18 protein-coding genes are annotated in these 22,444 nt (G+C 59.6%); 6 read left to right on the top strand and 12 right to left on the bottom strand.

The window, feature by feature from the left end; translation table 11 throughout:
* Positions 1-10 precede the first annotated feature (10 nt).
* The 3 genes from RMQ97_RS04570 to chpT form a co-directional block, all read right to left on the bottom strand.
* A complete protein-coding gene (locus RMQ97_RS04570; protein ID WP_413659671.1) occupies positions 11-490 on the bottom strand; it encodes a chemotaxis protein CheW in 480 nt (159 codons plus the stop codon).
* Complete coding sequence (locus RMQ97_RS04565; protein ID WP_413659670.1) at positions 487-3,270, bottom strand: chemotaxis protein CheW; 2,784 nt, start codon at positions 3,268-3,270, stop codon at positions 487-489. Before RMQ97_RS04565 ends, RMQ97_RS04570 begins: the two co-directional genes overlap by 4 nt.
* Positions 3,271-3,436: 166 nt before the next feature.
* A complete protein-coding gene (chpT, locus tag RMQ97_RS04560; protein WP_413659669.1) occupies positions 3,437-4,102 on the bottom strand; it encodes a histidine phosphotransferase ChpT in 666 nt (221 codons plus the stop codon).
* Between the two features lie 266 nt (positions 4,103-4,368).
* Between chpT and RMQ97_RS04555 the strand changes: the two genes are divergently transcribed.
* From RMQ97_RS04555 to RMQ97_RS04540, 4 genes are all read left to right on the top strand, one after another.
* Positions 4,369-5,874 (top strand): peptidoglycan DD-metalloendopeptidase family protein, encoded by a 1,506-nt coding sequence (locus tag RMQ97_RS04555; RefSeq protein WP_413659668.1) that lies wholly within the window; start codon positions 4,369-4,371, stop codon positions 5,872-5,874.
* Positions 5,875-5,890: 16 nt separating this feature from the next.
* Complete coding sequence (purU, locus tag RMQ97_RS04550; RefSeq protein WP_413659667.1) at positions 5,891-6,733, top strand: formyltetrahydrofolate deformylase; 843 nt, start codon at positions 5,891-5,893, stop codon at positions 6,731-6,733.
* A gap of 142 nt (positions 6,734-6,875) precedes the next feature.
* Positions 6,876-7,955, top strand: coding sequence for an ACR3 family arsenite efflux transporter (gene arsB / locus RMQ97_RS04545; protein ID WP_413659666.1), 1,080 nt, complete (start codon positions 6,876-6,878; stop codon positions 7,953-7,955).
* A 189-nt stretch (positions 7,956-8,144) separates the two neighbouring features.
* On the top strand, positions 8,145-8,582 hold the full coding sequence (locus RMQ97_RS04540; RefSeq protein WP_413659665.1) for a glyoxalase superfamily protein: 438 nt from the start codon (positions 8,145-8,147) through the stop codon (positions 8,580-8,582).
* Here RMQ97_RS04540 and clpB read toward each other — a convergent pair.
* The gene (gene clpB / locus RMQ97_RS04535) at positions 8,579-11,191 is read right to left on the bottom strand and encodes an ATP-dependent chaperone ClpB (RefSeq protein WP_413659664.1); all 2,613 of its coding nucleotides are present in this window, start codon (positions 11,189-11,191) and stop codon (positions 8,579-8,581) included. The genes RMQ97_RS04540 and clpB overlap by 4 nt on opposite strands.
* Before the next feature lie 155 nt (positions 11,192-11,346).
* On the opposite strand from clpB, the gene RMQ97_RS04530 reads away from it, so the two are divergent.
* Positions 11,347-12,111 carry an MOSC domain-containing protein gene (locus tag RMQ97_RS04530; protein WP_413659663.1) on the top strand — a complete coding sequence of 255 codons (765 nt, stop codon included), beginning with the start codon at positions 11,347-11,349 and terminating at the stop codon, positions 12,109-12,111.
* Positions 12,112-12,141: 30 nt separating this feature from the next.
* Here RMQ97_RS04530 and RMQ97_RS04525 read toward each other — a convergent pair whose 3' ends face one another.
* From RMQ97_RS04525 to RMQ97_RS04505, 5 genes are all read right to left on the bottom strand, one after another.
* A complete protein-coding gene (locus RMQ97_RS04525) occupies positions 12,142-12,792 on the bottom strand; it encodes a DUF4167 domain-containing protein (protein ID WP_413659662.1) in 651 nt (216 codons plus the stop codon).
* Positions 12,793-12,999: 207 nt separating this feature from the next.
* Entirely contained in the window at positions 13,000-13,965 is a 966-nt protein-coding gene (gene prmC, locus RMQ97_RS04520) for a peptide chain release factor N(5)-glutamine methyltransferase (protein ID WP_413659661.1), read from the bottom strand.
* Positions 13,962-15,035: a peptide chain release factor 1 gene (prfA, locus tag RMQ97_RS04515; protein WP_413659660.1), complete on the bottom strand. Its 1,074-nt coding sequence runs from the start codon at positions 15,033-15,035 to the stop codon at positions 13,962-13,964. The genes prmC and prfA overlap by 4 nt, the downstream gene beginning before the upstream one ends.
* Before the next feature lie 58 nt (positions 15,036-15,093).
* On the bottom strand, positions 15,094-15,513 hold the full coding sequence (locus tag RMQ97_RS04510; protein ID WP_413659659.1) for an MAPEG family protein: 420 nt from the start codon (positions 15,511-15,513) through the stop codon (positions 15,094-15,096).
* Positions 15,514-15,590: 77 nt separating this feature from the next.
* The gene (locus tag RMQ97_RS04505; RefSeq protein ID WP_413659658.1) at positions 15,591-16,172 is read right to left on the bottom strand and encodes a TIGR00730 family Rossman fold protein; all 582 of its coding nucleotides are present in this window, start codon (positions 16,170-16,172) and stop codon (positions 15,591-15,593) included.
* A 69-nt stretch (positions 16,173-16,241) separates the two neighbouring features.
* On the opposite strand from RMQ97_RS04505, the gene RMQ97_RS04500 reads away from it, so the two are divergent.
* Positions 16,242-17,354: a PDZ domain-containing protein gene (locus RMQ97_RS04500; protein WP_413659657.1), complete on the top strand. Its 1,113-nt coding sequence runs from the start codon at positions 16,242-16,244 to the stop codon at positions 17,352-17,354.
* A 14-nt stretch (positions 17,355-17,368) separates the two neighbouring features.
* On the opposite strand, the gene RMQ97_RS04495 is transcribed toward RMQ97_RS04500, so the two are convergent.
* The 3 genes from RMQ97_RS04495 to RMQ97_RS04485 form a co-directional block, all read right to left on the bottom strand.
* The gene (locus tag RMQ97_RS04495) at positions 17,369-17,713 is read right to left on the bottom strand and encodes an ArsC/Spx/MgsR family protein (protein ID WP_413659656.1); all 345 of its coding nucleotides are present in this window, start codon (positions 17,711-17,713) and stop codon (positions 17,369-17,371) included.
* 69 nt (positions 17,714-17,782) lie between these two features.
* On the bottom strand, positions 17,783-21,382 hold the full coding sequence (locus RMQ97_RS04490; protein WP_413659655.1) for an ABC transporter permease/M1 family aminopeptidase: 3,600 nt from the start codon (positions 21,380-21,382) through the stop codon (positions 17,783-17,785).
* A 28-nt stretch (positions 21,383-21,410) separates the two neighbouring features.
* The gene (locus RMQ97_RS04485; RefSeq protein ID WP_413660015.1) at positions 21,411-22,301 is read right to left on the bottom strand and encodes an ABC transporter ATP-binding protein; all 891 of its coding nucleotides are present in this window, start codon (positions 22,299-22,301) and stop codon (positions 21,411-21,413) included.
* Positions 22,302-22,444 lie beyond the last annotated feature (143 nt).

Here is a 22,444-nt window from a genome sequence, read left to right as displayed (position 1 = left end):
AATACCTCCGTTAGGCTGCTTCAGCTGCAGTCGTGCCCAGAACAGCGGACACATCGAGAACAGCGAGCAGTTCTTTCTCCAGGCGGTGCACACCCTTCACCATCGAGCGCCAGTTGATGTCCACATGCGGCGGGACCGGTTCAAGCTCGGCACTCGGGCGGCGAAGCACCTCCCCGACAGAGTCCACGATTAATCCAAAGATTTCACTACCGCGCTCAACGCCAAGTGCCATTCCGGTCTCACCGGCCTCGCGCGGCGGCAAGCCCAGACGACGGCGGGCGTCCACGGCGGTGACGATCCGACCGCGAAGATTAAGCAACCCAGCAACCTCTGGCGGCGCCAGCGGGACATGCGTAACGGATTGCGGCGTGAAGACTTCGCGAATGGCGTCCACCGGGGCGCCGAACAACTGTCCGCCGATGCGAACAGATACGTATTCGCTGATGGCTTCGGTTCCGAGCTCGCTGGAGTCAGTCGTGGTCACGGTCATGCCGCTTCCTCCTCTTGGGATGCTTTATCAAGGGCGGCGATCAGGGCGCCGCGATCCGAGCGCGGGAGAACCGCTGCCAGACCTTCGGATTGAGCTGTTTCCGGCCAGTCCGTGACGGCCAGAGCCGGTGCGTTGGGCCACATGGCGTCTTCCTGGATCCGCTCCAGCGCGATCGGATCACCGACCAGGGCATCAAATTGCTCGCCCGTCGCCGCAATGGACCGCACTTCATGCATGCCGCCGGCCGGGGTCACATCATAACCCGCTGCAGCCAGGAGCGGTGCGACCATGCGACGGGCAAAGGCATCTGCATCCACCAGCAGGACACGCTTACGCGACGTGGCGCGGCGCTGAACCGATCCGGCCCGCACCTGGTCGAGATGCCAGGCAATGTCGATCACATCGGTCGCCTTGCCCTTGATCACAGCCGAGCCGATGATTCCCGGACGATCAGAATTCATCTGCAGATCGACGCGCTCCTCGACCACATCGACAATCTCGTCGACAGCCAGGCCGATGGCGGTGTGATCTTCCGCAAAGACCAGAACCGGCTGACGCTGATCGGCGCCTCCCGATCCCATCTGCGTACCCATGGCGACGATCGGCATCAAGCGACCGCGATACTGAACCACATGGCGGTCGTTGGCGAATTCGATGGTATTGGCGTCGAACTCTTCCAGACGTGTCACCAGGGCGAGTGGAACCGCCTTTGGCTCTTCGCCGCCAGCACGAACAAGCAGCAGGCGCTGGGTTTCCTGGATCTCGTTGACAACAGAACCGGCCACATCGCCCCCCCGCTCATCATCCATGGCCGTGACGATGTCAGCGGCCAGACCGTTGGGATCGAGGATCATGATCACGGAACCATCACCCAGGATCGTTGCACCCGAATAGGCGCCGACGCTGCGCAGCGATTCAGACAGCGGCTTGACCACAATCTCTTCCGTGTCGAGCACATTATCGACGACAACCCCGACATTGCGTCCGCCCGCGTCGAGCACCACAACAAAACCGGCCTCGTCACCATCCATCTTGGTCTCGCCGCCCACCTGCAAGGCGACGCGCAGGTCAACCAGCGGAAGAAGACGGTCACGCAGACGCATAACATGAGCGCCGTGAAGGCTCTCGACCACATGCTCGGACCCTGCACCCACACGAACCAGTTCGCGAACGGACAGTTGAGGAATGGCAAAGCGCTGATCTTCGCAGCCCACAATAAGCGCGGAAACAATCGCAAGCGTGAGCGGGATCTTGATCGTGAATTTCGACCCTTTGCCACGCGTGGAGTGGACATCCACAACGCCGCCGATCTGCTCGATATTCGTACGCACCACATCCATGCCGACACCGCGGCCGGACAGGTTGGTCACTTTCGCGGCCGTGGAGAAGCCCGGTGCAAAGATGAAGCGATGGATCTGGCCCTCATTCATGCCAGCCAGTTCTTCGTGCGTCGTCAGGCCTTTTTCCAGCGCCTTCTCACCAATCTTGTCGGTGTTCAGACCCTGACCATCATCCGCGATGGAGATGATGATGTGACCACCTTCATGATAGGCGGACAGCTTGATCGTGCCCTTTTCCGGCTTGCCGACACGAAGGCGTTCGTCCGGCATTTCCAGACCATGATCCGCAGAGTTACGGACCATGTGGGTCAGCGGATCCTTGATCAGTTCGAGAACCTGGCGATCAAGCTCGGTCTCGTTCCCGTCCATCTCCAGTTCGATCTTCTTGCCCAGATCCGTGGAGACGTCGCGGATGATCCGCGGCAGTTTGCGCCAGGCATCGCCGATCGGCTGCATGCGGGTTTTCATGACCCCGTCCTGCAGCTCGCCGGTCACCGCAGACAGACGCTGCAGCGGGCCTTTCAGCTCATCATCTTCCAGACCCCGAATGGTCTGCATCAACTGGTTCCGCGTCAGCACCAGTTCGGACACGGTGGTCATCAGCGCTTCAAGCACATCGACACCCACACGCACCGTCTGCTGGACACGCGGCCCACCATCCATGCCGGCGGCACCATTGCCCGAAAGTTCGGCCACAGCCGTCTGCAACGCCTCTTCCTGGCTCATATCTTCCGTGATCACCGGATCGGCGACACCCGCGGGAACCTCAGCATCAGCCGCCGCAAAGGCCGCTTCAAGCTCAGCCGCCGAGACCTCACCCGGACGCAGTTCCCGGCCCAGATCCGGATCAAAATCACCCACGCCGAGATGTTCCTGTGCCTCGGCCGGGCTGGCTTCAGCCCCACCGGGCATTTCAGCTTCAGCACTCTGGAATGCCGCTTCCAAATCGGCGAGCGAGACTTCACCTGGGCGCAGTTCGCGTCCCAAATCCGCATCCCAGCCCTCTGGAGTATCTTCGGCGGGCGCTTCAGGCTCTTGAGCAGCCGGAGTCGCCTCAACCATGCGTCCCATGGCCGCGTCTTCCAGACGGCCGATCAGTTCATGGTCTTCACCGGCCGGCTCGACGCCCGTGGCCTCAAGCGCGGTGAGGATCATCTTGATCCGGTCAATCGATTCGAGAACCAGCGTCACCATCGGCGGGGTTACCGCCAATTCGCCATCCCGGAACTTGCCCAGCAAGGTCTCGCCAGCATGCGCTACAGCTTCCAGGCGCGGAAGGCCCAAGAAGCCACACGTGCCCTTCACCGTATGAAGCAGGCGGAAAATATTATCGAGGATCGCGCGGTCGTCCGGATTATTCTCAAAGCGGACCAGTTCAGCGTCGATAACATCAAGACTTTCGGCGGTCTCGGTGAGGAACTCGCTGATAAGATCGTCCATTTCAGGCCCCGTCGTTGTCGGCGCAAATGAAGTCTGCACCAGAATCAACGGAAACGTCGCACGATCTTAGTTAACGGACTGTTGGTGCCGCGGGATTGCGTTCAACTGTACGAGATTATGAAATATTCACGCCCGAATGGGCCACACGCCAAAGATGAAGGAGCGCTCAGCGCTCTTCTGGCGGCGCCACAAGCGCAACAAACTCAACGCGCTCGCCTTCAATACGCGCCGTGATACGTCCAGCCGCGCCGCGTGCAATCACACCTGCATAATAGGGCTGGACCGAACGACCGTCGAAACCGTCTTCCGGCTCTTCGCCCGCCAGCGCCTTAACCACACTGTCTTCCAGCTTGGCCCGGCGCCCCTCGGACACGACCTGTAGGCGCGCGCCACCGGCAGCATCTACACCTTCAACCGTCACGGTCCCGCCCCGCGGCGCCGCCTCGACGCCGAGAACCGCCATGTTGAGCAGGAGGCGGGCCGCTGCCTTTTCCAGACCGGGCGATTCGACCTTCCACACGATCTCCGGTTTGACGGTGGCAAACATGCCTTCCGTCAAACGCTGCAATTCACGTGTATCGAGAATGCCCGGAGCGGAACCGCCGGCTCCAAAAGCAAGGCGGGAAAATTCCAGCTTGGCCTGAGCCTGTTTGGCGCTTTCCTTCACCAGCCCCATCGCATCGTCATGCATGTCGGACGAGTCATCGTCATCGAGAACAGACAGGGCAGCTCCCAATGCGGCAATCGGGCTGACGAGATCATGGCACAGGCGCGCAGCCAGAAGGGCAGCAAGCTGTTCGGCGGACAGGGCGGAGATGGTTTCAGTGCTCATAAGGGTATCGAAACCACGATTCGAACCGGTGCGCTCCTCAACAATCACACGAATCGCATTTGCAGCGTGGAAAGGACTTGGCAACCCAATCAGCACAAGACATGATTCGACCGCTGGGGAGCTGGGGGCAGGCAAACGTCTTTAAGAGGCGCGTTATTTGCTGTGTTACAGCCAGGAGGCGGTGCGAGCGACGGTGTTGTGCAGGACTGACCTGCGCTACGTGTTGCACATCGGCTCACCCCGCGTGCCCGAGAGGGAAATGAAGAATGTCCGGATTTGATGTGTCCCAGGCTGATACGCGCCGCGCCCGTATGGTTGTGGTTCTGTCGAGTGTCCTCCTGTCGGCCTTTTTGCTGTTTGCCCTGATTTCCGCCCGGAGTGTCTCGGATGCGAGTGAGCCACCGGTTCTCGCCGAACAGGACGTCCCGGAGGCCGAGGCGGATCTTGATACCGCTGGCCTAGCCGAACTGGAAGATGACATGGGTCGATCAACCCAGACCTCCGACAGTGAGCCTCTGTTGTCGTCTTCGATTGCGCTGCAATCCACTGCCCCGGCCTTGCCGCTGGAACGCTTGAACCAGAACGCGTTTCGCGACTGCCCTGACTGTGACGCCATCAGCAATGCCAGCCTGACAGTACCGCGCGGCGGGACTTTGGCGGGCGTTCTCGACGATGCCGGTGCAGGACGCCGCGAAGCTGCACGCGCTATCTATGCGCTGGGCGATCTGTTTGACGTGCGCGATCTGCGGGTGGGTCAGGCCATCCAGGTCTATCTGCGCGATTCCGAGGATGAGGACGGCGAGGCGTTTCAACAGCTCGACGGACTGTCCTTCCGTCCCGACATTGAGCGAACCATCACCGTCGCTCGCCTGTCTGACGGATCTTATCGGGCACGTGAAACCCGCAACACGTTCAGCAGTGAATGGGTTCGCGCCTCCGGCACGATCAGTTCCTCCCTGTACGTGGATGCCCTGCAGGCGGGCGCGACCGACCGGGTCGTTGTCGAACTCGCCGGTGTTCTCGGTTACGCTATTGATTTCCAGCGGTCGATCTATCCCGGTGACGGCTTCGACCTGTTGTTCGAACGTTTTATCGACGCCGACGGAGATGTCGCCCGCACAGGTGATATTGTTTATGCGCGTTATGATGGCCGCGGCGAACCCAAGGAGTTTTTCCGCTTCGAAACTCCGGACGGGATTGTGGGTTATTATTCTGGAGACGGCGCAAGTGCCCAGCGCCTTTTGATGCTCACTCCGATCAATGGCGCGCGCCTGAGTTCACATTTCGGTCGCCGTCGCCACCCGATCCTCGGCTATACGCGCGCCCACAACGGAACAGACTTTGCCGCGCCGACTGGAACCCCGATCATGGCAGCCGGTAATGGCGTGGTCGAGCGGGCCAATCGCTTCGGCTCGTTCGGCAATTACATCCGGATTCGCCACCCCAACGGCTATCAGACGGCTTACGCCCATCTCAACGGCTTCGCCCGCGGCATCCGCGCCGGCAGCCGTGTCACCCAGGGCCAGATTATTGGTTATGTGGGAACGACCGGCCGCTCCACAGGCCCGCACCTCCACTATGAGGTCCACCTCAATGGCAGTCCGGTCAATCCGATGACGCTGGACCTGCCGACGGGTCGCCAGCTGGAAGACGACGAGCTTCCGCTGTTTGAAGCCGAACGGGATCGTATTCTCGCTATGCTGGAAACGGCAGCTTCCGCGGCAGAGCCCGATGATACGCTCATGGCGTCCAATCAAGACGGTGCGCAATAAGGCCTGACCTGAAACCATGACCCCAGATCTTGTTCTCTGCATCCGGACCGCAGACCGGCCCGGTATTGTCGCTGCTGTCGCAACGACACTGGCGGGAGCGGACTGGGATATTCGTGATGCGGCCGTGTATGGCGATCCTCAGACCGGTCAGTTCTTCGTGCGCATGCATCTGGCCGGTCAGGGCAATGCCGCCGATCTTCAACGCCTGCTGGGTCCCATCCGGCAGGCACTTGAGCTGGATCTGAGCATTCATGATCTGGGTCAGAAACTGCGCACGCTGATCGCTGTGTCCAAACAGGATCATTGCCTGGTTGATCTGATCCATAAAACCCAGATCAGCGCGCTGCCTATCGAGATTGTCGGCATCGTTTCCAATCACACGGATTTTGCTGACCAGGCCGCCTGGCACGGCCTGGCCTTTCATCACCTGCCGGTCACGCCCGACACCAAGCAAGCCCAGGAACAACAGTTTCGAGACGTGATCGAGGCCAGCGGGGCTGAGCTGACCGTGCTCGCGCGTTATATGCAGATCCTCAGTGATGACTTCGCCAGCTGGCTCGATGGACAATGCATCAATATCCACCACTCCTTCCTGCCGAGCTTCAAGGGCGCTCGCCCCTATCACCGGGCCCATGATCGGGGCGTAAAACTGATCGGCGCGACCGCACATTATGTGACAGCTGACCTCGATGAGGGTCCGATCATCGAACAGGATGTGAAACGCGTGAACCACGCGACAACAGCGGATGAGATGGTGATGATCGGCCGGGATATCGAAGCCGCCGTCCTGGCGCGCGCGGTTCGCTGGCACGCACAACGCCGGATTTTCCGGTGCGGCGACCGCACGATAATCCTCTAACACCACCGGTTTTCAGCTCATCGGCTCGGCAGACCTGATGACTCATAATCCAGAACCTCATTTTGATCATCTGACGCCAAATTGAGCGTTGCGGAACCGTCATCAAACCGCTATTTCGCGCCCGATATCCGGGAGTGCTTCCATGAGCGACGCATCACAACAGACACCGCCTGCACCAGGCGGGATTGGGTTTTTCGAGACATATCTCTCTGTCTGGGTGGGACTGGCCATTCTTGTCGGGATCGGGCTGGGCACCGTTCTGCCCGGGCTATTTGCCAGCCTGGGCGCCATGGAGATCGCATCGGTGAACCTACCCGTCGCAGTCCTCATCTGGGCGATGGTCTACCCGATGATGATCAATATCGATTTTTCCAGCCTGTCCCGCGTCGGTGAACGCCCCAAGGGTCTGGTTATCACGGTGGTGATCAACTGGTTGGTCAAACCCTTCTCAATGGCCCTCATCGCCGTTCTCTTTTTCGAGCACATCTTTGCGGGATGGATCGAACCCGAAGATGCCCAATCCTATATCGCCGGTCTGATCATCCTGGGCGCCGCCCCTTGCACCGCCATGGTGTTTGTGTGGTCACAGCTGACCCGGGGGGATGCCAATTACACCCTCGTCCAGGTGGCCGTGAACGATGTGATCATGGTGTTCGCCTTCGCCCCGATCGTCGCGCTGTTGCTGGGTGTGACCGATATCGACATTCCCTGGCAAACCCTGATCCTGTCCGTTGGTCTGTATGTCATTGCCCCGCTGATTGCGGGTGCGTTCACGCGTCATTTCCTGATCCGCGGCCATGCCCCTGACCACGGCCAGGCCCGCCTTGACACCTTCACAGCACGCATCAAGCCTGGCTCCATTATCGGCCTGATTGCGACCGTGGTCCTGCTGTTCGGCTTCCAGGGCGAAGTCATCCTGGGCAAGCCGGTAACAATTGTACTGATTGCCATCCCGCTCCTGATCCAGACCTACGGCATTTTCGCCCTGGCCTATGGCGCAGCCTGGCTGTGGCGCACCCCGTTCAACGTGGCCGCACCGTGCGCCATGATCGGCACCTCCAATTTCTTCGAACTCGCCGTGGCCGTCGCGATCAGCCTCTTCGGACTGCATTCCGGCGCGGCCCTGGCCACTGTAGTCGGTGTTCTGGTGGAAGTGCCCGTCATGCTGTCGCTCGTTGCTTTCGCCAATCGGACACAAGGCTGGTTCAAGGACTGGAGCTAGAAAAGGCTTGACCGACCCTCGTTGAAGGCGTCATAAGCCTCTCCCGGCTGGACACGCCTGCCGCTCGCGCCCGCAAGGGTAAGGTGAAGTGGTCCCTTCGATATGATGCATTCGCTCTTCAGTTGATCTGCGGCGCGATGGCAATGCGAGCCCCATCGATCAGTCCGCATGCACTGAAAGAGGCATGCCATGTCACCTATTCTCGCCGACCTGCCCAATCTGAAACAGCAGGCCCGTCAATTGCGAAGCGCCCTGGAACAAGAGGGCAATTTCATCTCCCATGCCGAAGCCCTGGAGCTGCTCGCTCGTCAATTGGGGTTTCGCAACTGGAACACGCTTCATGCGGCCAGCGGTAATCGTCCGCTCGAACCCTATTGGCTCGGCCAGACCCTCAGCGGCACCTATCTGGGTCAGCCTTTCACAGGTGAAGTCATCGCGGTCCGCAAGCTCAATGGCGGCAAGCGGTATGATGTGACCTTCCACTTCGAAACACCGGTGGATGTCGTCACGTTCGACAGTTTCTCGGCCTATCGACAGCGCGTCACGTGCACGCTGGACGAGGCGGGACAATCCTTCGCGACAACGTCCAACGGACGCCCCCACATGAAAGTCACGGGCACGCATTAATCCTGGCGTGCAGGCAAAAAATCGGGCCGGACCTCTCCGACCGCCACACCATTGATCACCAACAGACCGGCTTCGGCACTGACATGGATGGCATCACCATCCTTGATTGTGCCGTCCAAAAGCATCCGTGCCAACGGGTCCTGAAGCTCTTTCTGGATCACCCGCTTGAGCGGACGGGCGCCGTAGGCGCGGTCATAGCCTTTCGCGGCCAGCCAGTCGCGCGCCTCACCATCCAAATCGATCGTCATGCGCCGGTCTTCCAGCAAACGGGCCAGACCGCGCGTCTGAATGTCGACAATCGCGCCCATATGTTCCGGAGCGAGCTTGTTGAACAGGATGATTTCATCAATCCGATTGAGAAACTCTGGCCGGAAATGGCTACGGACCACCTCCATGACCAGGGTGCGGGCTTCACTCACCTGCTCGACGAATTGCAGGTGCTCGGCTCCCAGATTGGAGGTCATGATGATGATGGTATTGCGGAAATCCACTGTGCGGCCCTGACCATCGGTCAGACGACCATCGTCCAACACCTGCAACAGGACATTGAACACATCCGGATGCGCTTTCTCGACCTCGTCCAGCAAAACGACCTGATAGGGGCGCCGCCGCACGGCTTCGGTTAGGGCCCCCCCCTCCTCATACCCGACATAACCGGGAGGCGCGCCGATCATGCGGGCAACGGAATGTTTCTCCATGTATTCCGACATATCGAGACGACTGACCGCCGTTTCGTCATCAAACAGGAATTCGGCGAGGGCTTTTGTCAGCTCTGTCTTCCCCACTCCGGTGGGGCCCAGGAACAGGAAAGACCCGATCGGACGATTGGGATCTTTCAATCCCGCCCGAGCCCGGCGCACGGCGTCCGCGACCGATGTCAAAGCATCATCCTGACCGATCACACGACCGCGCAGGCCATCTTCCATGCGCAACAGCTTGTCACGTTCCCCTTCAAGCATTTTGTCGATGGGAACACCGGTCCAGCGCGAGACGACGTGGGCGATCTGTTCTTCATCGACCACTTCCTGCACCATTTGCTCATCTGATCCGCGCGTTTCCGCGTCCGCCAGCTGACGCTCCAGGTCCGGCAATCGGCCATATTTGATCTCCGAAGCCCGGGCTAGATCCCCGCGCCGCTCCGCATCCGCCAGGTCCTGGCGAGCCCGGTCGAGGCTTTCCTTGATCGTGGTCGCGGACGCCAGCTTGTCTTTCTCTGCACGCCAGGCCGCCGTCAGCTCGGCAGACCGCCCTTCCAGCTCGGCGATCTCCCGAGAGAGTTTTTCCAGACGATCGCGGGACGCCTCGTCCTTCTCTTTCTTCAGCGCTTCGGCCTCGATCTTCAGCTGGATCGCCCGGCGATCAATCTCGTCCAGCTCTTCCGGCTTGCTGTCGACCTGCATGCGCAAGCGCGAGGCGGCCTCGTCCATCAGATCAATGGCCTTGTCGGGCAGAAAGCGGTCGGTGATGTAGCGATTGGAGAGATTGGCCGCGGCGACAATCGCACCATCGGCAATACGAACACCGTGGTGAACCTCATACTTCTCCTTCAGACCGCGCAGGATGGAGACCGTATCCTCAACCGTCGGCTCCTCCACCATGACGGGCTGGAAACGCCGCGCCAGGGCCGCGTCTTTCTCCACATGCTTGCGGTACTCATCCAGCGTGGTCGCGCCCACACAATGCAGCTCACCGCGCGCCAAAGCGGGTTTCAGCAGGTTCGAGGCATCCATGGCCCCATCGGCCTTGCCGGCTCCGACCAAGGTGTGCATTTCATCAATAAAGAGCACGATCTGGCCGTGTGCCGATTCCACTTCCTGCAGGACTGATTTCAGCCGCTCCTCGAACTCGCCGCGAAACTTGGCCCCGGCAATCAGAGCGCCCATGTCGAGTGCGAGGAGACGCTTGTCCACCAGGCTTTCGGGCACATCACCATTGACAATCCGCAGAGCCAGACCCTCAGCGATGGCGGTCTTGCCCACGCCGGGCTCACCAATCAGCACGGGATTATTCTTGGTGCGACGTGACAAGACCTGGATCGCGCGGCGAATCTCTTCATCGCGGCCAATCACCGGGTCCAGCCTTCCCTCCCGGGCGACCTCGGTGAGGTCCCGCGCATATTTCTTGAGGGCCTCGAATGTATCTTCCGCGGAGGCGCTGTCCGCCGTCCGCCCGGCCCGCAGGTCATTGATCGCCTCGTTGAGCTTTTGCGGGGTGACACCCGCCTGGTTCAGCGCCTGGTTCGCCTTCGAACCCGCTGCCAGACTGACGCCCTGCAACAGACGTTCAGCGGTGACGAATTGGTCGCCTGCCTTGTCAGCCGCAGACTGGGCCTGGGTGAAGACCTGGGCCGTTTGCGGCACCATGACGAGCTGGCTGTTGGCCCCCTGCACCTTCGGCAAGGCATCTATCGCCCGCTCCACGGCGTCTGCGATCGGCACGACCTGACCGCCGGCGGCCTCAATCAAATTGCGCGCGAGCCCGCCCTGATCATCGAGCAGGGCCTTGAGGATATGCTCGGGCGTAAATTGCTGATGCTGTTGGCCAATGGCCAGTCCTTGCGCCGCCTGCAAAATGCCGCGTGCACGATCTGTATAACGTTCAAAATCCATGTCGATCCCCCTGACAAGGCGAGATAACCTGCAGACCCGCGCCTTCATCAAGCACGCCGGTCTGCGACTTGTCATGCATGTAAGTGTGGCATTCGCGACACACAAGGCCCACGCCTGCGACATTTCCGGCCTGTCACCCGGTTGAGGAGAAATTCATGGCCCGTCTCGACACCATCCACCGCTACGCGCTCAAAGGCTTCAGCCCGGAAACGCTTGATGCGTGTTCCCTTGCCGCGGACCGGGTACTGCCCGGTGATCGCGCTTATGCGCTGGCTCGTCCGGGGGCGCCCTTTGATGTCAGCGCGCCCGCGCACATGAAAAAGAAATTCACGCTGATGCTGGCGTTCTACCCAGAACTGGCGCGGGTAAAGACACGCCTCATCGACGGGGATCAACTGGAACTCTCTCTTCCCTCAGGACAGAGCTTCACACTTGATCTGCCGCAAAAAACTGCCCGTGTGTCTGTGGATCCCGGTTTGTGCCAAGAGCTGTGCGCTCTGGCCTCGCTTGAGCCCGAAACGCTGGATCTGGTGCATGCCAGCGATCAGGCCCTGACAGATATCCCCGATCCGCATCTGTCGATCATCAATCTTGAGAGTGTGAAAACACTCGAAACGGCCTGCGGCCTGCCCGTCGATCCGGTCCGGTTTCGTGGCAATCTTCTTGTTTCCGGCATGGAGGCCTGGAGCGAGCTGGAGGCCGTCGGTCAGGTCTGGCAAGTCGGATCCGCCCAGCTGGAAATCATGGCGCGCATTCGCCGCTGCCCGGCGACATCGGTCCATCCTGACACCGCACAGCGCGATATCGATATGCCGGCCCTGTTGATGCAGACGCGCGGTCACATGGATTGCGGCGTGTATGCCCGCGTAAAAACGCCGGGCCTCATCGAGCCCGGCGCAGATATTTCACGTGTGATGTAAAGCAGACTGGAACGGGTCAGACGCAGCGCTCTAGGCCGCTTCTGTTTCACCGTCACCGGCCTCAGCCGTGCTCTCCGCCGGGGCCTGGTCCGCAGAGGCCTGGTCCACAGAAGCCTGTTCCAGGGCCGCCTCAGCCTCACCTGTTTCCGGGGTTGCAGCGTCCGAGCGCGGACGACGGGTCCGGCGCGTGCGGCGACGCGGCGCCGGGTCTTCAGACGGGGTCTCTGCGGCTTCAGCGGTCTCTCCACCTTCAGACGCATCACCCGCGGACGCATCACCTTCCGGCGTCACGACATTCATCGGGTCCGCATCTGCGGTTTCATTGCGGGGGGAACGACGCGACCGGCGACGCGGCTCACGCGGTTCGCGGGGCTCTCGCGCCTGCTGTTCGGACCGGTTCTCTTCGCCATTGTCCTGGGCGTCCGCCTCTTCGCCCTCTTCGGCATTCACATCACGCTTGGGCGCGTTGGCCTGCAGGATGCGGAAATAGTGTTCGGCGTGCTGATACAGATTTTCTGCGCGCACACGATCACCAGACGAGGCCGCATCGCGAGCCAGCTGGGAGTATTTGTCAAAGATCTGGGACGCATTTCCCCGAATCTTCACCTCCGGACCATTACTCTCGAAAGTCCGGTTGGCCGGGTTACTGGACTTCCGTCCTCGTCCGCGCTGACGCTTCATGTCGCCTATCCCTGTTTACCAGCGATGCAAGTTACCCTGCGGTTCAAGCTGTGCATTCGCAGGTGCAATCCTGCGCGCCTATAGGAGGTTTTTGTCTTTGGCCGGATATATTCAGACGGCTTTGTCCGGCCGCGCATGCCCCCGCATTGGCGCGAGCCATCTGTTGATTTCGAAACTAGACCGCAATTTTCAGCATTCCAAGCCTTTTTAGCGGCTGCTGCAGTTGCGAAAGCCGAGAACCACGCGCGGCAGTCCGGCCAGATCATTCAACACCTCAACCCCGACAAGCCCCGCCGCCCGCGCAAGACCACTGACCGCCGCTGCCTGATCATAGCCAATTTCGAGTGCGAACAATCCATCCGGACGCAGGATTCGCGGCAGGTCATCCAGAATCACGCGATAGGCGTCCAGCCCGTCCTCACCTCCATCGAGCGCCAGGTGCGGCTCAAAATCACGTACCTCCGGCTCCAGCCCGGTCAAGACATCACTGACGATGTAAGGCGGGTTCGACACCACAATATCGGCGCTCTCATCTGCCAGGGCGTGAGACCAGGACGTCTGAAGAAAACGTACCCGCTCGCTCACTCCCACACGCGCGGCATTGGCCTGAGCCACAGCGAGCGCCCGGGACGACACATCCACGCCCAGACCGGTCCAGTCGGCTCGTTCGTGCAGCAGGGCCAACACGATCGCGCCCGAGCCCGTACCCAGATCGACCAGCTCGACCGAACGCCCCAGAGAGTCGGACCGCGCCGACGGACGGCGCGACAGCACGGCCTCTACAAGCGTTTCCGTGTCCGCTCTCGGGGTCAGAACATCGCCCGTCACAGCCAGATCGATCGTCCAGAAGGGTTGAGTGCCCAGAACCTGGGACAGAGGTTTGCGGGTCAGACGGGCCGTGGCGAGATCGGCTAGGTCAAACAGTTTTTGCCAGGGTGCAAGCACAGGATCGGCCAACGCCTCAGCCAGGCGTGCCGGTGCCAGAGCATGTTCAATGAGAAAGCGGACCTCCTGGTCCACCGCATGAATACCCGCCGCGTCCAGACGCCTAAGCAGGTCCCGCCGGATATCGGCCAGCGACAGGCCTTGCCAGCTGACGAACAGGCCATGTCCGGGCCGTTGACGGTGTTGGTCGGCGGCGCGGTCCGCCAGCGCCGCGAAATCCTCGCTCACGCCTCCTCTTCCAGGGCCGCCAGACGACGGGCCTGGTCCTCGGAAATCAGGGCGGTGACCACTTCGTCCAGACCGTCCCCGGCCACGATCTCGTCGAGCTTGTAGAGCGTGAGGTTAATCCGGTGATCCGAGACACGCCCCTGCGGAAAGTTGTAAGTCCGGATGCGCTCCGAGCGGTCACCCGAACCGATCTGGTCCTTACGTTCCGCCGCGCGTTCAGCTGCAGCAGCCTCACGGCGCATGTCATAAAGCTTCGCGGCCAGCAATTCCGCGGCCTTGGCCCGGTTCTGGTGCTGCGATTTTTCCGCGCAGACCACCATGATCCCGGTCGGGATATGGGTCATGCGCACAGCGGATTCGGTCTTGTTGACGTGCTGCCCACCGGCACCGGAAGCACGCATGGTATCCACCCGCACATCGCTCATATCGAGCCCGGCCTCGACCTCATCGGGTTTGGGCATTATGGCCACTGTCGCGGCTGAGGTGTGGATACGGCCCTGGCTTTCTGTCGCCGGCACACGCTGGACCCGGTGAACACCGCTCTCAAATTTCAGACGCCCGAACACGCCTGGTCCGGAGACCGAGGCGATGACCTCCTTGTAGCCACCCTGTTCACCTTCTGACGCACTGTCGAGTGACCAAGACCAGCCCTGCAGCTGGGCGTAACGTTCATACATGCGATAAAGATCGCCGGCGAACAGAGCCGCCTCATCGCCACCCGTGCCCGCACGGATCTCGACCAGGGCATCCGCGCTGTCATCCTTGTCCTTGGGCAGGAGCAGCAGCGACATTTCATGTTCCAGGTCGGGCAGCTGCTCCTTGAGAGCGTAATACTCGTCCTTCGCCATCTCGGCCATGTCGGCATCATCGCCGTTCATCATCTCCTCGAGGTCGATGAGTTCCTGGCGTGCGGCCTTGAGCTCGGAGGCCTTCTGGGCCACCGGCTTGAGTTCGGCATGTTCCTTCGACAGCTTGACGATTTCCTCCGCGTCGGCGGCAGCGCCAAGACGGGCTTCAACCTGGTCAAACCGGTCGATAACGAGGGCGAGTCGGGCTTCGGGTGCGTGCATCCCGTTCGGTTAGCATTCAAAGCCCGTCTTGAAAATATCGCGGCGCTGTTGGTGGCCCCTAACCGGCCAGCGTCACACCCGTCACGATGCCTGCCATACCGATGAGCGTCAGCGTGCTGAGCACAAAAACAGCAAACCGCGCCGGAACAAAATTCCACAGAGCCTGCACCAGGCTGTGAGCAACACGGAAAACCACATAGGCCCAGGCCAAACCTGTCAGCCAGACGGTCTCGGCACCGACCAGATGACCGTACACGACAAGCGCATAAAAAACCGTCGGCTGCTCGTGCAGGTGATTATAGTTATCGGCGATCCGGCTGACCTCGACCGGCAGGATGTCCAGTTCGCCCTTGCGCCGGATCTTTGTGGCATCAATACCCGCCTTGTGCATGGCCGGAAGTCGCGTGGCATACATCCACAGCCACATGAACAATGTCCAGATGATCAGTGCCAGCATGGGCGTCAAAAGCGATGTCATGGATGTCCCTTCCCGATGGTGTTTGACCGCATCAGGCCGTGCACCGAAGATCGGGTCAAGTCTCGAGCCGCTCTGTGTCAGGTCTGCTGGGTCTTCAAACGCACATCCGCCTCGGGCGCCTCGAAGACCTCAAACGCCTCCAGAAGATCGGCCATTGAGTCAGACACTTGCAGGGCGTTGCGATGCATGGGCGCGAGAAATCCCTTTTGCGTCATGCCGTCAATAAAGCGCACAAGATCATCATAGAACCCGTCCACATTGAGCAATCCGAAGGGTTTGCGGTGTTGTCCGAGCTGCCCCCAGGTCCAGATCTCGAACAATTCCTCCATGGTGCCGATGCCGCCGGGCAGCGCGATAAACCCGTCAGCCAGCTGCTCCATCTTGGCCTTGCGCGCATGCATGGTGTGAACCACGTGCAACTCGCTCAGACCGAGATGAGCGATCTCCTTGAGCGCCATGAATTCGGGGATGACACCCACCACCCGGCCCCCGGCCTCGAGTGTGGCATCGGCAACCTCGCCCATTAGCCCCACCTGGCCACCGCCATAAACTAGCGTGATCTCCCGCTGTGCCAGCTCGCGCCCCAGCTTTTGTGCCGCCTTCATGAAAGCCGGCGACTTGCCCGGATTGGACCCGCAATACACGCAGATGGACTTCATCATCCCGAATCCCTGTTCGTCCCCACGTTTTGTGATTTATCCTGAGATAAACAGAGGGGGAATAGTTTCATGTCGCAATTGCTGATGGCCCTGCTTACCGCATCGAGTCTCATTCAGGCTGCACCGGTTCAAGACACGCCATCCCACGCCTTGCCCGTCGAGATGTGTCGCGGATATTTTTTCCTGCCGCTTGATCTCGCTTCCCCGGACACTGCCTCCCCGGACGAGACCGCAGAGCCCCGTCGGTTATGGTTCATCTATGATACGGGCGCGGCAACGACACACGTCGACCCGGACAGTATTGCCCGCATTTCGTCTTCACGTGTGCGCGCCGGTCAGCGGGCCAATTTCTCGGACCTCTCAATCGGACCAGTCAATGTGAACCGGATGCAAGCGCGCGTCAGTGAGCTTGACCATCTTTCGCTCGCCTTGGGGCGCGAAATTGACGGTATTCTCTCCTATCAGACGTTTGACGGTTTTCTGCTCACGCTTGATTATGAGACCGGTTCGATCCATCTGCGTGAGGGTGCGCTGCCCCCGGCAGACGGCGAAACGGTATTCAGCGTCCGGGGCCCCGATATCCGCCCCTGGATGGAGGTGAGATTCTCCAACCGCACCCGGCGCCTGCTTGTCGATAGCGGCGCGGCCAATACAGCCCTGACATTGAATAACCTGGACCGCTATGATCTCGTTGATGAACCGCGGCCCTACGGCGCGTCCGTCCATCTTAACCGCGTTGAGCGACGATCCGCTGCACGTGCAGACCATGACGTCTATCTGGGGCCCCACATCCTGCAAACGCCGATGCTCGATACATCCAATGGTACGGAATTGTTCGGCGGAGATGTGATGCGCCACTTCAACTGGACATTCGACATCGCCAACAAGCGCGTACAACTGGACCGGATCGACCCGCAAACACCGATCAGCTTCCCGCCCCTGCGCGCCCACGGCATGGTGTTTCGACCCCGCGATAACGGTTTTGAGGTGGTGTCTGTCGTGGATGGTACGCCGGCCGACATCGCCGATATTCAGCCCGGTGATTTCATTACCCACTATGATCATGAACCGGTTGCCTCACGAACCTGCGAACCGGATGAAACACCACGCCTTCATCTGGTTTTGCAGCGCGAGAGCGAAACACTCGAGCGCGAGCTAGATCTGTTTGTGCTGGTGCCGTGAGTGCACACCGTCCTTCAGGCTTGAACCAGCGCGGCTTCCACCGCTTTTGTCCAGCCTACCCAAATGTCTGAGCCCGCCTCGATAACCGGGCGCTTGATCAGTGTGGGATGCTCGATCAACAGGGCCGCAGTGTCCGTTTCAGCCCGCACACGCTGCTCATCATCTAGTCCGCGCCATGTGGTGGATCGTGTATTGACGAGACGCTTGGACTCGATTTTCGCCAGCCAGACGGGGACCCGGTCCGCCAGATCCGCCTCCGCCCGGATGTCCACAAAACGCGTCTCCCGGCCAGCATCAGCCAGCGCTTTGAGCGCTTTCTTGCAGGTATCACAGTTTTTCAGACCGTAAAGCGTGATCATGTCGAACGTCCTTGTGGCGGAATCAAAAAGGGGAGGGCGAGCCCTCCCCTTTCCGGGTGACTGGCGGGTCTAGTCAATCGTGACCCGCACCAGATTATCGTCCGAATTGCGATCAATCAGCTTGTTGTAGGGATCGATACCGACATAAGCCGGACGCTCGTCCACGATGAAGCTGAATTCCATCGTTTCTTCATTGATGCGGTGCTTGTCCAGGTAGAGCACATGATCTGAGCCCTCCAGCGCGCCATCCAGATTGCGATTGAAGACACCGATATCGATCAGATAATCGATGGGCTCTTCAGTTTGCTCACCTTCACCTGTCGCCCAGAACTTCTTGGCATTGATGGTGAAGGAGACCTCCCAACGGCCATCTTCGAGCTCTGTTGCTGTCGGAGCGGGTTCGCTGTCCTCGACATTAAGATCAAAAAGCACGATCCGTTCGAAGAAATCGTGGATCATGCCCTCCCATTCCGGTCCGGCCTCCTCACGCAGGATACGCAGGAAGTCGAGAGTGGTCGCATAGGGCTCGGAGGAATAGGCACGCTCGTCGATGAGACGCCGCATGGCACGATTGACCGTCTCCTCTCCCACATAGTCCTGCAGGGCGTACATGATCACGGCACCCTTGCGGTAGTGGATATAGGCCTGGTTCTCGACACGATAGAGCGGCTGCTCTTCGATGGCTTCAGAGCCCCGCCCACCCAGATAGGTGTCCAGCTCCCATTTGAGGAAGCGTCGCATGGCGTCATCGCCGTATTCCTGGCGCATGACCATCAGTGCGGAATACTGAGCGAAAGTCTCGATCAGCATCGTTCCGCCCTGCACATTGGCCGACATGACCTGGTGCGCCCACCACTGGTGCGCCGCTTCGTGCGCGGTCACGTAGTAGACATAGTCAATATCATCGGGATCACGCAGATCCCCGATAAAACCAATGCCTTCCGAGTAGGGAATAGTGTTCGGAAAGGCTTGGGCGAACGAGGCATAGGCCGGAAACTCCAGAACGCGGAACTGTCGATACTGATACGGGCTTAAAGTCTCGGAGAAGTAACGCAGGCTGTCTTCTGACGCTTCCAGCATTCGCTCCACATTCCAGTGGTGAGGAGCGTGGTAGAAGACCTGAAGATTGATCCCATCAACCTCTCGACTTTCGACTTCATATTCGGCCGACAGCCATGAGTAGAAGTTCAGGATCGGCCGATCCATCACATACTCGAAATACCGGCGATCTCCCTCAACCCATTCCCGCTGCAGATAACCCGGCGCAATAGCAATCTGATCCGCGGCAGTCGAAACAATCGTTCGGAACGTCACATAGTGAGAATTGGTGATGCCATTCTCATAGTGGCGGTGCTCATCCTCGAGATCATGCGCTCGCTCGATTGGCTCCAGCCCCTGTCGGCGCCGTTGAGCCCGGTCCTGCAACCGACGACCCGCATCGAAACCGATTTGCGGCATGGATTCGCCATTGTTGAAGAAGGTCCCGTTATAGTTGACCGTCGTCACATTGCCGGAATTCCGGAAACCCGGATTGCTGCGCTCCACCTCGAAGCTGAAATTCCGACTCTCACCGGGCTGAATCGCAGTCTCCAGATCAAAGCTGTAAAACCGGAAACGCTCGTCAGATGTTGCCAGCTCCCCTCCTTCAATCTCCTGGCTAACGACAGTTGTCCCGGCGCCATAGGAGATCCACACGGTCTCAAGCGGTTCATCCGTCAGATTCTGCAGCATGTATTCGCCAGCTGCCACATAACGACGCTCATCCGGATAGATGTCCACCTCATACAGGGTGTTCGTGATGGTTGGCTGGGGCGCGTCCAGTAGATGCACATACAGCCGCTCATACTCCGCCGCCATGCGACGACCCTCAGGACCAGAGATATAGGTGTTGAGAATATTCGTATTATAGAAGATCACCCCACCTGTGAGCACCGCACCCACGACTGAGACCAGTGCTAGACCACCCGTTGCCGGCGAGAAGGATGCCGGCAAGGCCTTCAGGCGCTGCACGATCGGGGTCAGCGCTCCACGGCTCCAGAGCTGATAGGACAACACCATCAACAAGAGTGCCCAGAAGGCCCAGTAGCTGTTGAACCAGAGCAGCATGCCAAGGAAATGGCCATACCCGTTCATGTCGGAGTAAGGCGCGCCCGGCGTCGATCCATATTGATAGAGGTTGTGATCAAAACCGATCTGGCTGATCACCAAGGACACGACAAAGAAGACCAGCATGGCTGCCATGCCGAGCCAGCGATTGTTGAACAAGACCTGCAGGAAAATCGCCAGAGCCGCCAGAAGAGCGGCCGGGAAGACGATCTGCAGAACCCCGCGCAACACATACTGATCCAGCTCAAAAACCGTGTAGCCCATGATCATCTGAGACAGGATGGCAGCGATAATCGCGACAACGGCCAGGGCGACGATAACCACCATCATGCCGAGGAATTTGGACGTCACAAACACCCAGCTAGGTGTGGGCGTCGCATCAACGATCTCATTGAAGGCAAACCGCCGTTCCCGCCACACCAGCTCTGCAGCATAGTAGATCACGATGATGATCGGGATAATGGAATAGGCGCCAGCTACCGTATTCATCATCACCCGGGTCACCGGATAGTTGTCTGTGCCGTAAAGACCGCTCGCGAAGAAAAAGCCCGGGACGGTATTGAACAGGCCAAAGGCCAGAATGACCCAGAAGGCCACATTCAAAACCACGCCCTTCACCTCGAAACTCGTGCGGGCAAAGAATTGTTGCCGAACGGTGGACGCGTTCAGCATGGGCTGGACACGCGGCAGATCGATATCTGAAATGGCGCTGACAGGCCCTTTCGCCTGTTGTGCCTTGCCCGCCTTGCGGCTGGATCCGGACCCGGCCTTGCGGAACTGGAAAGTCATGATGGTGATCGCCAGAAGCGCGCTCCCGATACCGATCCACATCAACCGGTTCATCAGGAAGGTGCTCTCAAACGGCACGACCTGCGTATTGGCTTCAAACGCCGTCCAGTAACGGGTGACCTCGCTGAAAGTGTTGAACCCGAACGGGTCGATCAGCGCCAGTTCGTCGCGCAAGCTCGGTTCCTGGCCGGCGATGGTGCTGCCAACAAGATAGAGCACGATCAGCCCGAGGAAGCCGATCCAGACCGCAAGATTAGACCGCGTGAAACTGGCGATCGCATAAAGGATGGTGCCGACGACCCACATATTGACCAGGCCGAAGACCAAATAGATGTAGAGATACCAGTTCAAATTCGTCGGACCGATGAGTTCCTGGTCCAGCCAGGGCATCTGGGACCCGATCAAAAAGGCCAGCGGCACGCTGGCAAAACACAGCGCTGTGGCGACAAATCCACCGATGAAGCGACCCAATACAAAGCCGAGTTTTCCGATTGGACGTGAAAAGAATATCTCTTCCATCTTGAAAGAGCGGTCACGCAAAACCCCGGATGAGAGGAATGCGGCCGGAATCAACCCGCCAAAGAGCGAGAAGATCAGAACATTGATAGTCAGCGCATTGGGCGAGTTAATATTGGTGCTGCCGCCACCGCCAACCTGTACCTGGTCAATCGTGACACCGGCAAACACCAGCAGAAAGAAAATCGCGAAGACCGCGATGAAAACGGGCGAGAACAGCTGATAGCGGATCTCAAACCCGGCAATTTTCGAGAGCATAGCGTGCTCCTTTCAAGTCGGGTTCAAATCAGGCCGCTTGGGCCGCTTCAGCATTATTGCCACGAATAGTCGAGAAATAGACGTCCTCGAGATCGGCGGTGACGGGTTCGAAACCCTCACCCGGATTGTCATCCGACAAGACGTGGACACGCACCTGGCCCATGGTCAGGCGTTCGGAAATCACGGTGTAACGCTCGCGCAGCGCCGCAAGATCAGCCTTCGCAATCGTCTTGCCCCAGACCTTGCCGTCCAGCTCACGGACCAGCGAGTCAGGGGAGCCCTTCTTGACGATCTGACCGCGATTCATGATCGCCATGTTCGGGCAAAGATCGGCGACATCTTCCACGATATGGGTGGACAGGATGATCACCACATTCTCCCCGATCTCGGACAGCAAATTATGGAAACGATTGCGTTCTTCCGGGTCGAGACCCGCCGTCGGTTCGTCAACGATGATGAGTTGCGGATCACCGATCAGGGCCTGGGCAATGCCGAACCGCTGGCGCATACCGCCGGAATAAGAGGCGACGGATTTCTTCGCGTGCTGGGTCAGATTGGTCTGTTCCAGAAGGGTTTCAACAAGATGCTTGCGCTCCTTGCCGTTGGAAATACCCTTCAATACGGCCAGATGATCCAGCATCGCTCGGGCCGACATACGGGGATAGACACCGAAATCCTGCGGCAGATAACCCAGGGTGGCGCGCAAGGCCTGCGGCTCCTTCAGCACATCCATCTCGCCGAACTGGATTGAACCCTCATCGGCGGTTTGCAAGGTGGCAATCGTTCGCATGAGCGATGATTTGCCCGCACCGTTCGGGCCCAGAAGGCCGAACATGCCCTTGGGCACGCTCAGGCTGACCCCGTCCAAGGCGCGCACGCCATTGCCATAGGTTTTTGTCAGTCCGTTGATCTCAAGCATAGACATGTGCGGAACCTGTCCGCCTCCCCAATATTGACCCCATTACTCCCGAAGCCTAGAACGGGAGTTGTCAGCGTTTCAAATGATCGATTGTTCACGCAAGTGAAAAGCGGGACTATTGGTCCGCGTGTCCCCCATCCGAT

The organism is Maricaulis sp. D1M11 (assembly GCF_047308265.1).
Classification (GTDB): domain Bacteria; phylum Pseudomonadota; class Alphaproteobacteria; order Caulobacterales; family Maricaulaceae; genus Maricaulis.
The sequence above is the reverse complement of the archived record's forward strand: the minus strand, read 5'-3'. Positions and strand labels throughout refer to the sequence as shown.

What these genes read in the sequence shown, in the direction of transcription:
- prfA (WP_413659660.1), bottom strand. Translation starts at nt 15,035, where the DNA reads ATGCACGCACCCGAAGCCCGACTCGCCCTCGTTATCGACCGGTTTGAC.
- RMQ97_RS04495 (WP_413659656.1), bottom strand. Translation starts at nt 17,713, where the DNA reads ATGATCACGCTTTACGGTCTGAAAAACTGTGATACCTGCAAGAAAGCG.
- clpB (WP_413659664.1), bottom strand. Translation starts at nt 11,191, where the DNA reads ATGGATTTTGAACGTTATACAGATCGTGCACGCGGCATTTTGCAGGCG.
- RMQ97_RS04525 (WP_413659662.1), bottom strand. Translation starts at nt 12,792, where the DNA reads ATGAAGCGTCAGCGCGGACGAGGACGGAAGTCCAGTAACCCGGCCAAC.
- RMQ97_RS04540 (WP_413659665.1), top strand. Translation starts at nt 8,145, where the DNA reads ATGTCACCTATTCTCGCCGACCTGCCCAATCTGAAACAGCAGGCCCGT.
- RMQ97_RS04510 (WP_413659659.1), bottom strand. Translation starts at nt 15,513, where the DNA reads ATGACATCGCTTTTGACGCCCATGCTGGCACTGATCATCTGGACATTG.
- RMQ97_RS04485 (WP_413660015.1), bottom strand. Translation starts at nt 22,301, where the DNA reads ATGCTTGAGATCAACGGACTGACAAAAACCTATGGCAATGGCGTGCGC.
- chpT (WP_413659669.1), bottom strand. Translation starts at nt 4,102, where the DNA reads ATGAGCACTGAAACCATCTCCGCCCTGTCCGCCGAACAGCTTGCTGCC.
- RMQ97_RS04500 (WP_413659657.1), top strand. Translation starts at nt 16,242, where the DNA reads ATGTCGCAATTGCTGATGGCCCTGCTTACCGCATCGAGTCTCATTCAG.
- RMQ97_RS04565 (WP_413659670.1), bottom strand. Translation starts at nt 3,270, where the DNA reads ATGGACGATCTTATCAGCGAGTTCCTCACCGAGACCGCCGAAAGTCTT.
- arsB (WP_413659666.1), top strand. Translation starts at nt 6,876, where the DNA reads ATGAGCGACGCATCACAACAGACACCGCCTGCACCAGGCGGGATTGGG.
- RMQ97_RS04505 (WP_413659658.1), bottom strand. Translation starts at nt 16,172, where the DNA reads ATGAAGTCCATCTGCGTGTATTGCGGGTCCAATCCGGGCAAGTCGCCG.
- RMQ97_RS04570 (WP_413659671.1), bottom strand. Translation starts at nt 490, where the DNA reads ATGACCGTGACCACGACTGACTCCAGCGAGCTCGGAACCGAAGCCATC.
- purU (WP_413659667.1), top strand. Translation starts at nt 5,891, where the DNA reads ATGACCCCAGATCTTGTTCTCTGCATCCGGACCGCAGACCGGCCCGGT.
- RMQ97_RS04530 (WP_413659663.1), top strand. Translation starts at nt 11,347, where the DNA reads ATGGCCCGTCTCGACACCATCCACCGCTACGCGCTCAAAGGCTTCAGC.
- RMQ97_RS04555 (WP_413659668.1), top strand. Translation starts at nt 4,369, where the DNA reads ATGTCCGGATTTGATGTGTCCCAGGCTGATACGCGCCGCGCCCGTATG.
- RMQ97_RS04490 (WP_413659655.1), bottom strand. Translation starts at nt 21,382, where the DNA reads ATGCTCTCGAAAATTGCCGGGTTTGAGATCCGCTATCAGCTGTTCTCG.